Raw genomic sequence first — 13,860 nt, forward strand, 5'->3', positions numbered from 1 at the left:
CGGGGCCGCGATCGTGGCTGAGGCACCCGATCGCATCGTCGCGGCCGCCGGCACGCTGCCGTGGCGGCGGCGGCGTGGACGGCTCGAGGTCGCGCTCGTGCATCGTCCGCGCTACGACGACTGGGCTTGGGCCAAGGGCAAGCTGGACCAGGGCGAGATCTATCCCGTCGCGGCCGTGCGCGAAACGGACGAGGAGACCGGTCTCGTCGTCCGTCTGGGTCGGCCCCTGCCGACCGCGACCTATCGCGTCGTGGGCAACGGACTCAAGGAGGTCCGCTACTGGGCCGCCGAGGTCGTCGGTGGTCATGGCCGCCTCGAGAACGAGATCGACGAGGTGCTCTGGCTGGACACCGACGCCGCCTCGCAGCGCCTGACCTACGACCGCGACCGCGATCAGTTGCGGGCTCTCGTGGCTGCGGACGAGGACTCCGCCCTCACCACGTGGCCACTGGCCCTCGTCCGTCACGCCAAGGCGACCCCTCGAGCCGCGTGGGACGAGGACGACCAGCTGCGCCCGCTCGACCGACGCGGCCGGGACCAGGCCAAGGACCTCGTCCCGCTGCTCGCGTCCTATGGGCTGACGCGCCTCGTGTCGTCCCCGTCGACGCGCTGCGCCGACACCCTCGAGCCGTATGCCGCCGCCGTCGGGACGACGATCCGACTCAAGCCGGGACTCTCGGAGGAGGGCTTCGAGTCCGATCCGGGGCGGGCCATCCACCACCTCACCCGCCTGCTCGAGCGGGGCACCGCCTCGGCGCTGTGCAGTCACGGTCCCGTTCTGCCCGAGCTCGTCCGCGTCCTCGGCGAGCGGGTCGACGACCGGCGCGACGAGGGCAAGGTCGCCGCGGCCGTCGTCCAGGGGGTCATGGACGAGGGCATGACGAAGGGGGAGGTGCTCGTGGTCCATGTCGTCGGCACGGGCCCGGACGCCCGGATCGTCTCGGCGGAGCGCCACCACCCGCGCGACACCGCCTGACCTGTCGTCACGGCGACGCGGCGACGCGGCGACACGGCGACACGGCGACGCGGCGACACGGCAACACGGAGTCCCCTCGGGGAAACAATCCCGGGCGCCGGGCGTTACAGTCGTGGGTGCGCCGGACCGCGGTAGCCCCGGGTCCCAACTGAAGCCGCCACGAGCGGCCACGCGCCGTGAGGCGCTCCCGGTCCGGCGTGCCCACCTTCGCTCTCGCCGGTGATCCGCGGGAGTCCCCTGCCCGATTCGCCCGGCTCGCCCTGCGGCGTCCGGGTTCTCGGTCGGCATCCACCCCCGAGTGGGTAAAGAGAGAGTAAGGAAGGGTCGACCCGTGGCCCATCGCCTCGCGCAGCGAACTAACGTGGCCCCATGGCCCACCCGCAGCAGGACAGCGAGCTCACGGACGAGCCCCTGACCGAGGAGATCGAACTCGTCGGTGCCCTCCTCGCTGCCGCGGCCGGGAGTGCCGGACCGCTGTCCGCGGACGAGATCGACACCGCCCTCGGGGTCACGCCCGGGAAGCCACCGACGACCACGACCGGCAGCCCCGTCCACTCGGCCGCCTGACGACTCGTCCGTGGTCGCGGGGCCAGCAGTCGTGGGTGCGGAGCCGCCCTGCACGAGGGTGAACGGCTCGAGAACGGCACATTTCGGCAAGGCATCCCATGCCCCTATCCTTGAGGCTGCCTCCCGCCCCTCCCCCTGATGGAGTCTCCTGTGGGCTTTCGCCTCACGCCGCAGAACACCAGCTTCTACGAGCTCTTCACGGAACTCGCGCAGTTCGGGGTCGAGGGAGCCCGCGAACTCTCCGAGTTGCTCGTCGTGACCGCCGAGGAGCGGACGGCCACGGCCGATCGCCTGCGACAGATCGAGCATCGAGCCGATGAGGCCACGCACGAGCTGATGACGAAGGTCAACAGCGCCTTCATCACCCCCTTCGACCGCGAGGACATCCACGCTCTGGCGTCCGACCTCGACGACTGCGTCGACCACATCGAGGCCGCCGCCGACCTCATCACGCTGTACGGCGTCACCGAGTACCCGACCGGTGTCAAGGACCAGGTCGAGGCGATCTCGCGGATGGCCGAGGTCACCGCGCAGGCCATGCCACGGTTGCGCTCGATGAAGGACCTCGACGGATACTGGATCGAGGTCAACCGGCTGGAGAATCACGCCGATCGCACCTACCGGCGCCTGCTCGCCGACCTCTTCGCGGACGAGAACGCCAACGCCATCCGCGTCATGAAGCTCAAGGAGGTCATCGACGAACTCGAGGCCGCCGCCGACGCCTTCGAGCAGGTCGCGAACACCGTCGAGGGCATCGCGGTCAAGGAGTCCTGACGCGTGGACTGGCTCCCGGTCGCCCTCGTCATTGCCTTGGCGATGGGCTTCAACTACACCAACGGCTTCCACGACGCCGCCAACGCGATCGCCACGTCGGTCTCGACCAGGGCGCTGACGCCCCGCGTCGCCCTGGCCATGGCCGCGGTCGCCAACTTCGTCGGTGCGTTCTTCGGCACCAAGGTCGCGGCCACCGTCGGCAAGGGCATCATCGAGGCCCCGCAGGGCACGACCGGTCTGACGATCTGCGCGGCGGCCCTCGTCGGCGCCATCGCATGGAACCTCCTGACGTGGTGGCGCGGCCTCCCGTCGTCGTCCTCCCATGCCCTCATCGGCGGCCTCGGCGGCGCGGCCCTCGCGGCCGGCGCGGTGGTGCAGTGGAAGGGGATCCTCGAGAAGGTCATCTACCCGATGCTGCTCTCCCCCCTCGTGGGACTCGTCGTCGGTTATCTCGTCATGACCCTGATCCTCTGGGTCTGCCGGAACCAGCACCCGGGCCGCGTCTCGCGCGGATTCCGCTACGCCCAGACGGCGTCCGCAGCCGCCATGGCCCTCGGCCACGGCATGCAGGACGCCGCGAAGACGGCCGGTGTCGTCGTCCTCGCCCTCACCGTCGGCGGCTATCACAGCGCCGACAACCCGGCGATCCCGTGGTGGGTCCTGGGGCTGAGCGCCTTCGTCATCAGCCTCGGCACCTACTCGGGCGGCTGGCGGATCATGCGCACCCTCGGACGCCGGATCATCCACCTCGACCCTCCGCAGGGCTTCGCGGCGGAGTTGACTGCCGCCTCGGTGCTCTACGTGGCCACGGCCTTCCGCATGCCGATCTCGACGACCCACGCCATCACCTCGGCGATCATGGGCGTCGGTGCGACCCGCAGCATCAAGGCGGTCCGGTGGGGCGTCGCGAAGGACATCGTCGGCGGCTGGGTGCTCACCTTCCCCGGCGCCGGCCTGGCCGCTGCGGCCTCCTACGCGCTCATCTCGCTCGCCCTCTGACGGGCCGGCGCCGCGGTGGCGGCGTGGCCCCCTTCGCGCTCTCCTGCACGGGACAAGGCAAGGACGGCTCGACGCCCCCCTGCAGGCGTCGAGCCGTCCTCAGGTCGGCCGGTCCCTGATCCGGCCGACTCCTTGTCAGCCGAACCGGCCGGAGATGTAGTCCTCGGTGGACTTCTCCGTGGGGTTGCTGAAGATCTTCTGCGTGTCGTCGAACTCGATGAGCTTGCCCGGCTTGCCCGTGCCCGCGATGTTGAAGAAGCCCGTCTTGTCGGAGACGCGAGCGGCCTGCTGCATGTTGTGCGTCACGATGACGATCGTGTAGTCGGTCTTGAGCTCGTCGATCAGGTCCTCGATGGCCAGCGTCGAGATCGGGTCGAGCGCCGAGCACGGCTCGTCCATGAGGACGACGTCGGGCTTCACGGCGATCGTGCGGGCGATGCACAGGCGCTGCTGCTGACCACCGGAGAGGCCCGAGCCCGGCTTGTCGAGGCGGTCCTTGACCTCGTTCCAGAGGTTCGCGCCCTGGAGCGAGCTCTCGACCAGGTTGTCCGCGTCGGCCTTCTTGATGCGCTTGTTGTTGAGCTTCACGCCCGCGAGGACGTTGTCGTAGATCGACATCGTCGGGAACGGGTTGGGGCGCTGGAAGACCATGCCGATCTTGCGTCGCACGCCGACCGGGTCGACGCCGCGGCCGTAGAGGTTCTCGTTGTCGACGATGACCTCACCCTTGACGTGGGCGCCGGGGATGACTTCGTGCATCCGGTTGAGGGACCGGAGGAAGGTCGACTTGCCGCAGCCCGAGGGGCCGATGAGGGCCGTCACGGTGCGGGGTTCGATGACCATGTTGACGTTCTCGACGGCGAGGAAGTCGCCGTAGTAGATGTTCAGGTTGTTGACGTCGATGCGCTTGGCCACGTCCGTAGTCCTTATCTGGTTGCCGGCGCTGTCAGCGGCCGGACTTGGGGGCAAAGTACTTGGAGATCAGTCGCGCGATCACGTTGAGGACCATCACGATGATGATGAGCACCAGGGCGGCGGACCACATGCGCTCCATGTAGGGGACCTTGTCGACGCCGGGGCTCGCGTAGGAGTTGTAGGCGAAGACGGGGAGCGTCATCATGCGGCCGTCGAACGGGTTGAAGTTCATCCCCGTGGTCGCGCCCACGGTGATCAGCAGCGGGGCCGTCTCACCGATGACGCGGGCGATGGCGAGCGTGATGCCCGTGACGATGCCGGCGATCGACGTCGGCAGGACGACCTTGACGATGGTCAGCCACTTCGGCACACCCAGCGCATAGGAGGCCTCGCGCAGCTCGTGCGGCACCAGACGGAGCATCTCCTCGGTGGAGCGCACCACGACCGGGATCATCAGGACGGTGAGGGCCACGGCACCGACGATCGCTGCCTTGAACCCCGGCCCGAGGAAGAGGGTGAAGAGGGCCGCCGCGAAGAGACCCGCGACGATCGACGGGATGCCGGTCATGACGTCGACGAAGAACGTCAGGCCGCGGGCCAGTCGGTTCTTGTTGCCGTACTCGACGAGGTAGATCGCGGCGAGCAGGCCCACCGGGATCGAGATGATCGAGGCGAGGAGCGTCACCAGCAGCGTCCCGATGAGCGCGTGGTAGATGCCGCCACCCTCACCGACGACGCCGCGCATCGAGGCCGTGAAGAACTCCGGGTCGAGGCGGGCGACCCCCTTCGTCACCACCGTGAGGATCACGGACACGAGAGGGAGGAGCGCCAGCAGGAAGAACGACGTGACGACCGCCGTCACGAGGCGGTCGGTGGCGTACCGGGCGCCCTCGACGACGCGGGAGGCGACGTAGATGGTCACCGAGTAGATGACGGCCGCCAAGGCGATGAAGCCGACGATGTTGAAGGAGAAGAAGGCCAGGAGCACGCCGAGGGCGACGAGGGCGGACCCGATCACGATCCCCCAGCGCACGGCCGGGGAGAGCGTCTTGCGGTGCATCGGTTCGGAGAGCTCGATGGAGCCCTCGAACTTCTGCTCCTCGACGGGCTCCTCGATGGGCTCCGTGCGGGACTTGAGTGCACTCATCAGTTGGCTCCCGAGAACTCAGAGCGACGCGAGACGATCCAGCGCGCCAGCATGTTGACGGCGAGGGTGATCACGAAGAGCACCATGCCGGAGGCGACGAGCGTGTTGACCTCGAGCCCGCTGGACTCAGGGAAGTTCAGGGCGATGTCGGCCGCGATGGTGCTGGAGCTGTTGTTGGTCAGCAGCTCCATCGAGTAGGCCTCACCCGGCGACAGGAGGATGGCCACGGCCATCGTCTCGCCGAGGGCGCGGCCGAGGCCGAGCATCATGCCCGAGATGACGCCGGAGCGACCGAAGGGGATCACGGCCTGCTTGAACATCTCCCAGCGCGTGGCGCCGAGGGCCAGAGAGGCCTCCTCGTGCAGGCGCGGCGTCTGAAGGAAGACCTCGCGGTTCACGGCCGTCATGATCGGCAGGATCATGATGGCGAGGACGGTGCCGACGACGAGCATCGAGCGGCCGTCGCTGGCCGCGCCGTCGCCGCCGAAGAAGGGGATCCAGTTGAGGTGCTCGTTGAGGAACTGCTGCACCGGGACCGAGCCGCGCGCCAGCACCGCGAAGCCCCAGAGGCCGAAGATCACGGACGGCACGGCGGCCAGCAGATCCACGACGTAGCCGAGCGGGGTGGCCAGGCGTCGGGGTGCGTAGTGGGAGATGAAGAGGGCGATACCGATCGACAGCGGGGTCGCGATGAGGAGCGCGATCACCGCCGAGAGGACGGTGCCGAAGGCGAGGGGCGCGATGTAGGCCACGAGGCCCTTGCCGCCACGCACATCGCTGCCGTCGGCGACGAGCGCCGGCCAGGCCTGGTAGATGAGGAAGGCGGCGACGAGCGCCAGCAGGACGAGGATCGCGATGCCGGCACCGGTCGAGGCGCCGCGGAAGATCCGGTCGCCAGGTCGCAGCACCGGCTTGGGTACCGCTGTGGTCTCTGTGCTCATGGTTTTCTCTCAGTCAGGGGACGCCCCGAGGGGCACCAAGAGGATGGCGAAGGGGACCCGGCCCGACCGGACCGGGTCCCCCCTCAGTGTGGCGCTGTTCAGCCGACCTTGATCGAGTCAATGGCCTTCTGGTTGGCCTCGGCGGTCGAAGCGGAGATCGGGGCGGAGCCCGCGGCCTCGGCGGCGACCTGCTGGCCCTCACCGTTGACGTAGGTCAGGTACGCCTTGACGAGGTTGCCCTTCTCGGCGTCCTTGTACGTGGAGCAGGCGACGGCGTAGGACACGAGGTCGACCGGGTAGACACCGGCCTCCGTCGTCGCGCGGTCGAGCTCGATCGCGAGGTTCGTCTCGCTGGCCTCGTCGACGCGCTTGGACGACTCCGTGATCTTGGCGGCGGCCTCGGCGCTGTACTCGACGAACTCCTCGCCGACCTTGACCTTGGCGGCGCCCAGGTCACCGATCTGGGAGGCGTCGGCGTAGCCGATGGTGCCCGTGCCCTGCTCGATGGCGGAGACGACACCGGAGGTGCCCTTGGCGGCCGAGCCACCCTTGACCGGCCAGACGTCCTCGGGCTCGTGCGGCCACGCGTCGCCAGCGGCGTCAGCGAGGTACTTGGCGAAGTTCTCCGTGGTGCCCGACTCGTCGGAGCGGTTCACCGTGGTGATCTTCGTGTCGGGCAGCTCGACGTCCGGGTTGTCGGCCTTGATGGCGTCGTCGTTCCACGTGGTGATCTTGTGGTTGAAGATGTCGGCCGTGGTCTTCGGGGAGAGCTGCAGCGAGTCGACGCCCTCGAGGTTGTAGGCGATCGCGATCGGCGAGATGTAGACCGGGAACTGGATGGCGGGGCCACCACAGGTCTCCTCGGCGGCGGCGAGCTCCTCCTCGTCCATGGCGGAGTCCGAGCCGGCGAAGTCGGCGGCACCCGCGATGAACTGCTCGCGACCCGCGCCCGAACCCTGCGGGTCGTAGGTGACCTCGGCGTCGGGGTTGGCGTCACCGAAGGCGGCGATCCAGGCTTCCTCGGCGGCGGCCTTGGACGACGCGCCGATGCCGGCGATGGAGCCGGTGAGGGCCTCGCCCTCGGCGGCGGAGGAGGTGTCGGACGAGTCGGAGCCCGCCTCGTTCGACGCGCCGCAGGCGGCGAGAGTCAGGGACAGGGCGAGCGCGGCAGGAAGGGCCGTGCGGCTCATGATGGAGCGCTTCACTGGTGGAACCTCTCTGAGGAGTTCAGGGGCCACATGGGTCAGCACGGGCGTGCCGGTGGTGACCCTCGTGGTCGTACATCAGCGAACGTAGGAAGCGTCGGTGACGCGACCGGTGGTTGACGGTGAACGAACCGTGAACAACACGGAGACATTGGACTGCGAGTTGGTCAGATTTGTGGCGTTTGCCGCAAGCGCGGGCCTGATGGCGGATATCAGGTCAGTCGGCCGTCCCGCCACAGCGTGGCGGCGGCCTCGAGGTCCTCGGCCATCGTCAACAGGTGGGCGGCGGACCGGGCCGACCGGTCCCCTTCGTGCCCGTCGTCGTGGGGTGACGGCGCGGCATCCGGCGCCGGGTGTGGGCTCAGGTCCACGGCCGGCTCGCTCGCAGCCCGGCCGGTCGAGACGACCCGGGCGAAGGAGGCCGCCCGCTCGAGGGCCACGGCGAGGTCGCCGTCGAAGACCCCGCGCAGGATGCGATCCGCCAGGTCGCGGACCTCGTCCGGGGTGACGGGGTCGGCCGGGCCGGCAATGGCGTGGCTGACGGGGGCGTGGGTCATGCCCGCCGTGTATTCGCGGCTTGCCTCGGCGGGCTGGCGTCGCACCCACTCACGCAGGACGTAGAGCCGCCACAGCGCGCCGGGGAGGGTCCGGGCGGGGCGCTGGGACCACAGGGTGGCGAGGGTGTCGAGGCCGAGGTCGTCGACGAGCGCGACGAGGCGAGCGACGAGTTCGGGGTCGTCGGTGGCGCGGCCTGCGTCGACGACGAGTTCGGCGGCCGCGTGGGCCGCGGCGGAGACCTCGGCGGGTCCGGGGTGCGTGCCGCCGAGAGCCTCCATGGCGTCGGGCCCCAGGTGGCGGGGTCGGCGCGGCAGGGGTCTCCCGCCGGTCAGTACTTACCCCTCAGCAGCGGGAGCGCCATCGCGACGGCCTCGGACTCCGAGGTCTGCGCGCGAGTGCTGTCCCAGGAGGAGCGCAGGAGCCGGCGGGTGTGGCCCGCGCCCCACGCCTTCGCGTCGATGAAGCGGGCGGCGAAGGTGGCGAGCTGCCCCTCGAAGTCGTCCGGCTCGGACAGGGCCGTCACGAGGCCCCAGTTCTCGGCGGTCTCCGCGTCGAGCGTGCGCTGCGTCATGGCGAGGTCGAGGGCGCGCTGCTGACCGATGGCGCGCGGCAGGAGCCACGAGACACCGAAGTCGGGAGTCCCGACGGTGTCCTCGGCGGCCACGCGGAAGGTCGCCGACGGGCTGGCCAGCGACAGGTCGCTGCTGAGGACGAGACCGAGGCCGACGCCAGCGACGACACCGTCGATGCCGGCGATGATCGGCTTGGACGCATCGGCGAGGGCGCTGAAGACCTCTTCGAAGACCGTGGCGATCTCGAGCAGGTAGGCGGTGGGGTCATCGGCACGCATCGATGCCTCACGGTCGCTGCCGACGGAGAAGGTCGGTCCCTCCCCGGTGAGCAGCACGACATCGGACCGGTGGTCACCAAGGGCGCGCTTGACCTGGTCGCGCAGCTCCTTGGCGTGGTCGAGGTCCAGAGCGTTGCGGGCCTCGGGGCGATCGATGGTGATCCGGCCGACCCGGGCGTCTGCGGCGTAGTGGACTGTCACCCTCGCGAGGATACGGAAGGCGGCCACCCGATCCAACCCCCCTTCCGCCGGGTGTGGCTGTGACGCGGGCTGCTGCCGTGGGACGGGTAGCCTGTGGCCTTCGGATCGGGACACCGGCCGCCGCCACCGTGGTGCGCTGGCAGGACGCCCCGCCCGGGGCCTCTAGCTCAATGGTCAGAGCTGCGGACTTTTAATCCGTAGGTTGTGGGTTCGAGTCCCACGGGGCCCACTGACCCGAATGTGAACCGGGCAGCGGAACGTCACGCCGACGTTGCTCAGGCGAAGTCCTCCGGCCTCAGTTGCTCGACGTCCCGGGCCGTGGGCAACGACGGGTCCAGGGGCGGAACCGCCCGCAAGACGTCTGGGAACGTGGCGTCGGGGTGTTGGTCGTGCCAACGTCCGACGTCGTGCCAGCGCGCGAAGAGTTGGTCCACGGCGGCACTCACGGCAGCCTTGTCGGCCTCGACGTCGAGGGTCGTCAGGCGCGGGTCGTCCGGCGCGATGACCATCTCCCCGAAGCCCAGGTACGTTTCGCACCCCTCGCAGAACTCGCAGTTCTCGTCCTTGGTGTAGGCACAGTCCTCGACGGACTCCTCGTAGTACGTGCCCCACAACTCCGGTTCGGGGACGTACATGATGTGCTCAATCCACGTCCGATCGCAGTCGAAGTGCTTGCGGTAGACCTCGTTGGCCTCGGTGGCGTTGGGGGCGTCCACCAGCAGGATGCCCCCGAAGCCGAATGCGAGATACAAGGATTCCTGATACCTGGGAAGCTCCATGACCCTCCTGACCGACACCGGGTGTGCGGACAGGCTAGGCCCGGCGCCGTCCCGCTGGTGGGGGTTCGACGAGATCGGGTCGCGCCCATCGTTCACCCGCTCGTCATGCGCGGGCCGTCGTCGCGTCCTAGCGTGCCGTCCATGTCCTCCACCTCACCCCGCACCCTCGTCACCGGAGCCGTCGCGCTCGCCCTCGCCGGCGCCGTCGCGCTGCCTGGCGCCGGTGCCTCCGCCGCCCCCGCCACGAGCCACGCCGCCGACAAGGACGTGCGCTTCTCGACCTTCAACGCCTCCCTCAACCGCTTCAACGAGGGCGACCTCGTGCGCGACCTGTCCACCCCGGACAACGCGCAGGCCAAGGTCATTGCCGAGACGATCCAGCGCACCAACCCCGACGTGCTCCTCATCAACGAGTTCGACTACGACGCCGACCACGAGGCGGCCGAGCTCTTCCGCAGCAACTACCTCGAGGTCGGCCACAACGGCGCCGCCCCGATCGACTACCCGTACTACTACGTCGCGCCGTCCAACACGGGCATCCCGTCCGGGCACGACCTCAACAACAACGGGGTCATCGCCGGCGGCGACGACGCCTTCGGTTTCGGCGCCTTCCCCGGCCAGTACGGCATGGTCGTCTACTCCAAGTACCCCATCGACCAGGACGCCGTCCGCACCTTCCAGAAGTTCCTGTGGAAGGACATGCCCGACGCGAATCTGCCCGACGACCCGACCACGCCGGAGCCGGCCGACTGGTACTCGCCCGAGGAACTCGACGTCGTGCGCCTGTCGAGCAAGTCGCACTGGGACGTCCCGATCGAGATCGGCACCAAGACGGTCCACTTCCTCGTCTCGCACCCGACCCCGCCCGTCTTCGACGGCCCCGAGGACCGCAACGGCCTGCGCAACAACGACGAGATCCGCCTGTGGGCCGACTACGTCGGCAACCGCGCCGACTCGTCCTACATCTACGACGACGAAGGGGTGACCGGCGGCCTCAAGCCGGGCTCCTCCTTCGTCATCGCCGGCGACCAGAACTCCGACCCCAAGGATGGCGACTCGGTCGAGGGGTCCATCGACCAGCTCCTGCAGCACCCGCGGGTCAACACGAGCGTCACGCCGAGCAGCGACGGCGCCGTCGAGGCGTCGGCCCTGCAGACCGCGGGCGGATTCAACGCCGCCCACGAGTCGCCGGCCGAGTACGACACGGCCGACTTCGCCGAAGGCCCGGGCAACATCCGCGCCGACTACGTCCTGCCGAGCAAGGACCTGCGGATCAGCGACGCCGGCGTCTTCTGGAAGACGACGACCGACCCGCTCTACCGCCTCACCGGCACGTACCCCTTCCCCAGCAGTGACCACCGCCAGGTGTGGGTCGACGTGTCCGTCGGCGGCAAGCGCTGACTCAGGGTTCCGACGCGGGTGTGCCCGGTCGCCGGCGACGGCTGACCGGGCACACCTGTGCGCGAAGGGGATGGGCTCAGCGCAGCAGTTCGCTGATGGCGTGGATGAGCAGGCCGGCGAGCGCGCCGACCACGGTGCCGTTGATCCGGATGAACTGCAGGTCGCGGCCGACGAAGAGCTCGATCCGCTCGCTCGCCTCGTCGGCGTCCCAGCGGTCGACCGTGTGGGAGATGACCGCCGCGAGCTCCGTGCCGTAGGTGTTGACGAAGAACGCGACGGCGTCGCCGAGGTGGCCCTCGAGTCGGGTCCGCAGTTCGACGTCGGCGAGCAGTCGCTCGCTGGCCTCGGCGAGCCAGGCATCGCCGCGCACCCACAGCGTCGACGTGCGGTCGTCCATGGCCGTCAGGAGCGAACTGCGGACCGAGCGCCACAGCGCCACCGTCGTCACGCCGACCTGCGGGTGGGTCAACATGCGCTCGGTGAGGGCCTCGGCGCGCGCCATGACCTCGGGGTCGTTCTGCAGGTCGCGGGCGAGCGTGCCCAGCAGGTCATCGAGGGCGAGTTTGGCCTGATGGTTCGGCTGATCGCGCACGTCGCGAACCCACGCCAAGACCTGCTGGTAGGACCAGCCGATCACCTTCTCGTCGACCCATGGGGGCGTCCACCACGGGGCGCGCTCGCCGAGGAGGCCGCTGAAGGTACCCGGGTTGCGCTCAAGCCAGTCGTGCAGCTCACCGAGGCCGAGGTCGACCAGGCCTCGGTGCGCCTTGTCGGCGACGATGCCCTCGAGGAACGAGCCCATGATGTGGCTCGACGGCTCGCGCACGAGGCGGGGCAGGAGCACGTCCTCGACGAAGGTGCGGACGTCCTCGTCGCGCAGCCGGCCGAGAGCGGCGCGACCCACGCGGACCCCTTCCACCATCGCGCGCTGGCGGTGCTCGGGCTGGGCGAGCCACGCCCCGAGCCGCTCGCCGACGCGGGCGGCGACGAGGCGGTCGCGGGCGATCTCCTCGGTGAGGAAGTTGTCGTCGACGAACTCCTGGAGACTGCGGCCGAGTTCGTCCTTGCGCTTCTTGACGAGCGCGGTGTGCGGAACGGGCAGCCCGAGGGGGTGACGGAAGAGGGCCGTGACGGCGAACCAGTCCGCCAGCGCGCCGACCATGGCGGCCTCCGCGGCGGTGTTGACGTACTGCAGCACGGTCGCGTCGGCCCGCAGCGTGGCGACGTAGATGACGGCGGCGAGGACGAGGAGCGAGGTCGCGAGCACGCGCATACGGCGCAGGCCGTGGCGGCGCACCTCGTCCGCGGGCGACTCGGTCAGGAAGCTCACCGGGCGATCCTCCCCCACGATCGCGTCCGCGACCCACTCAGGCCACGCGTGACACGATGACGCGGTGCACCAGATCGCGCCTCTGACCGCGCCCGTCGAGCCCGCGCAGGCCCTGCGCCGCATCGCCTTCCTGCTGGAGCGGCAGCGCGCCGGCTCCTATCGGGTCGAGGCCTTCCGCAAGGCGGCCGTGACCCTCCGCGACGTCGACGACGCCGAACTCGCGGACCGTGCCGAGGCAGGGACGCTGCAGGAACTGCCCGGGGTCGGGAAGTCGACCGCTGGCGTCATCGCCCAGGCCGTCGAGGGCGACCTTCCGGAGTATCTGGCGACGTTGCAGGACAAGGCGATCGAGCCGCTCACCGCGGGCGGCTCGGCCCTCTTCGGACTGTTGAAGGGTGACTGCCACAGCCACTCGGACTGGTCCGACGGTGGGTCGCCGATCGACGAGATGGTGCTGGCCGCCGTCGAGCTCGGGCAGGAGTGGCTCGTGCTGACGGACCACTCCCCGCAGTTGCGTGTCGCCAACGGACTGACGGTGGAGCGGCTGCGCCAGCAGGTGGCGCTCGTGGACGGGATCAACCGGTCGCTGGGCGGGGCATTCCGACTGCTGAAGGGGATCGAGGTCGACATCCTCGACGACGGCTCGCTCGACCAGACGCCCGAGATGCTCGGCCGGCTCGACGTCGTCACCGCGAGCGTGCACAGCAAGCTGCGGATGAACGCGGCCCCGATGACCAAGCGCATGGTCGCGGCGGTCAGCAATCCGCGGGTCAACGTCCTGGGGCACTGCACGGGCAGGCTCGTCGAGGGGTCGCGCGGGACCCGGCCGCAGTCGGAGTTCGACGCGAGGGCCGTCTTCGAGGCGTGCGCCGAGCACGACGTGGCGGTCGAGATCAACAGCCGCCCCGAACGCTGCGATCCGCCGGACGATCTGCTCGCGCTGGCCCTCGAGATCGGGTGCCTCTTCGCGATCGACAGCGACGCGCACGCGCCCGGGCAACTCGAGATGAAGGCGTACGGCTGCGAGCGCGCCGAGCGGCTCGGGGTGCCCGCCGACCGGGTCATCACGACGTGGGATGCGGACCGTGTGACGGCGTGGGCCAGGGGCGAATGAGGGGCTGGATCGGGGCGTTGCGGGGCCGATTTTGTTTGCGAGCAGGTTGACCCGTATGCTTTCCCGAGTCCTCGACGGATCCGAGCAATGCTCGCTGCGGAGC

The 13,860-nt window shown here is 69.7% G+C and carries 14 protein-coding genes and 1 tRNA gene; 7 read left to right on the forward strand and 8 right to left on the reverse strand.

The genetic code is table 11. The features are described 5' to 3' along the window. The first annotated feature begins 13 nt into the window (after positions 1-13). The 4 genes from ACQBAS_RS11520 to ACQBAS_RS11535 all read left to right on the forward strand — a co-directional run bounded on the left by ACQBAS_RS11520 (position 14) and on the right by ACQBAS_RS11535 (position 3,316). The gene (locus ACQBAS_RS11520) at positions 14-976 is read left to right on the forward strand and encodes an NUDIX hydrolase (protein ID WP_427383950.1); all 963 of its coding nucleotides are present in this window, start codon (positions 14-16) and stop codon (positions 974-976) included. A 369-nt stretch (positions 977-1,345) separates the two neighbouring features. Then, positions 1,346-1,543: a hypothetical protein gene (locus tag ACQBAS_RS11525; RefSeq protein WP_427383951.1), complete on the forward strand. Its 198-nt coding sequence runs from the start codon at positions 1,346-1,348 to the stop codon at positions 1,541-1,543. A 150-nt stretch (positions 1,544-1,693) separates the two neighbouring features. Next, positions 1,694-2,317: a DUF47 domain-containing protein gene (locus ACQBAS_RS11530; RefSeq protein ID WP_427385635.1), complete on the forward strand. Its 624-nt coding sequence runs from the start codon at positions 1,694-1,696 to the stop codon at positions 2,315-2,317. 3 nt (positions 2,318-2,320) lie between these two features. Continuing rightward, complete coding sequence (locus ACQBAS_RS11535; RefSeq protein ID WP_427383952.1) at positions 2,321-3,316, forward strand: inorganic phosphate transporter; 996 nt, start codon at positions 2,321-2,323, stop codon at positions 3,314-3,316. A 135-nt stretch (positions 3,317-3,451) separates the two neighbouring features. Here the strand turns inward: ACQBAS_RS11535 and pstB are convergent, their stop codons facing one another. The 6 genes from pstB to ACQBAS_RS11565 form a co-directional block, all read right to left on the reverse strand. Then, on the reverse strand, positions 3,452-4,231 hold the full coding sequence (gene pstB, locus ACQBAS_RS11540; RefSeq protein ID WP_427383953.1) for a phosphate ABC transporter ATP-binding protein PstB: 780 nt from the start codon (positions 4,229-4,231) through the stop codon (positions 3,452-3,454). Between the two features lie 31 nt (positions 4,232-4,262). Further along, on the reverse strand, positions 4,263-5,378 hold the full coding sequence (pstA, locus tag ACQBAS_RS11545; RefSeq protein ID WP_427383954.1) for a phosphate ABC transporter permease PstA: 1,116 nt from the start codon (positions 5,376-5,378) through the stop codon (positions 4,263-4,265). Next, the gene (gene pstC / locus ACQBAS_RS11550; protein ID WP_427383955.1) at positions 5,378-6,319 is read right to left on the reverse strand and encodes a phosphate ABC transporter permease subunit PstC; all 942 of its coding nucleotides are present in this window, start codon (positions 6,317-6,319) and stop codon (positions 5,378-5,380) included. The genes pstA and pstC overlap by 1 nt, the downstream gene beginning before the upstream one ends. A gap of 98 nt (positions 6,320-6,417) precedes the next feature. Next, positions 6,418-7,524, reverse strand: coding sequence for a phosphate ABC transporter substrate-binding protein PstS (gene pstS / locus ACQBAS_RS11555; RefSeq protein WP_427383956.1), 1,107 nt, complete (start codon positions 7,522-7,524; stop codon positions 6,418-6,420). Between the two features lie 212 nt (positions 7,525-7,736). Further along, a complete protein-coding gene (locus tag ACQBAS_RS11560) occupies positions 7,737-8,360 on the reverse strand; it encodes a hypothetical protein (RefSeq protein ID WP_427383958.1) in 624 nt (207 codons plus the stop codon). Positions 8,361-8,410: 50 nt separating this feature from the next. Beyond that, a complete protein-coding gene (locus ACQBAS_RS11565; protein WP_427383959.1) occupies positions 8,411-9,133 on the reverse strand; it encodes an enoyl-CoA hydratase/isomerase family protein in 723 nt (240 codons plus the stop codon). A 156-nt stretch (positions 9,134-9,289) separates the two neighbouring features. On the opposite strand from ACQBAS_RS11565, the gene ACQBAS_RS11570 reads away from it, so the two are divergent. Next, positions 9,290-9,362 (forward strand) — tRNA-Lys (locus ACQBAS_RS11570). 46 nt (positions 9,363-9,408) lie between these two features. Here ACQBAS_RS11570 and ACQBAS_RS11575 read toward each other — a convergent pair. Further along, positions 9,409-9,885, reverse strand: a complete 477-nt coding sequence (locus ACQBAS_RS11575; RefSeq protein ID WP_427383960.1) for a hypothetical protein — start codon at positions 9,883-9,885, stop codon at positions 9,409-9,411. Positions 9,886-10,053: 168 nt separating this feature from the next. Between ACQBAS_RS11575 and ACQBAS_RS11580 the strand changes: the two genes are divergently transcribed. Continuing rightward, positions 10,054-11,313, forward strand: coding sequence for an endonuclease/exonuclease/phosphatase family protein (locus tag ACQBAS_RS11580; RefSeq protein ID WP_427383961.1), 1,260 nt, complete (start codon positions 10,054-10,056; stop codon positions 11,311-11,313). A 76-nt stretch (positions 11,314-11,389) separates the two neighbouring features. Here ACQBAS_RS11580 and ACQBAS_RS11585 read toward each other — a convergent pair whose 3' ends face one another. Continuing rightward, positions 11,390-12,643, reverse strand: a complete 1,254-nt coding sequence (locus ACQBAS_RS11585; RefSeq protein WP_427383962.1) for a DUF445 domain-containing protein — start codon at positions 12,641-12,643, stop codon at positions 11,390-11,392. A 64-nt stretch (positions 12,644-12,707) separates the two neighbouring features. Here ACQBAS_RS11585 and ACQBAS_RS11590 point away from each other — a divergent pair, with 64 nt between their 5' ends. Further along, positions 12,708-13,757 (forward strand): PHP domain-containing protein, encoded by a 1,050-nt coding sequence (locus tag ACQBAS_RS11590; RefSeq protein WP_427383963.1) that lies wholly within the window; start codon positions 12,708-12,710, stop codon positions 13,755-13,757. The last annotated feature ends 103 nt before the right edge of the window (positions 13,758-13,860 follow it).

It is taken from the genome of Janibacter zhaoxuefangae, assembly GCF_050271985.1.
In the GTDB taxonomy this organism is placed as follows: Bacteria; Actinomycetota; Actinomycetes; order Actinomycetales; family Dermatophilaceae.

What these genes read in the sequence shown, in the direction of transcription:
- ACQBAS_RS11525 (WP_427383951.1), top strand. Translation starts at nt 1,346, where the DNA reads ATGGCCCACCCGCAGCAGGACAGCGAGCTCACGGACGAGCCCCTGACC.
- pstA (WP_427383954.1), bottom strand. Translation starts at nt 5,378, where the DNA reads ATGAGTGCACTCAAGTCCCGCACGGAGCCCATCGAGGAGCCCGTCGAG.
- pstC (WP_427383955.1), bottom strand. Translation starts at nt 6,319, where the DNA reads ATGAGCACAGAGACCACAGCGGTACCCAAGCCGGTGCTGCGACCTGGC.
- ACQBAS_RS11560 (WP_427383958.1), bottom strand. Translation starts at nt 8,360, where the DNA reads ATGGAGGCTCTCGGCGGCACGCACCCCGGACCCGCCGAGGTCTCCGCC.
- ACQBAS_RS11580 (WP_427383961.1), top strand. Translation starts at nt 10,054, where the DNA reads ATGTCCTCCACCTCACCCCGCACCCTCGTCACCGGAGCCGTCGCGCTC.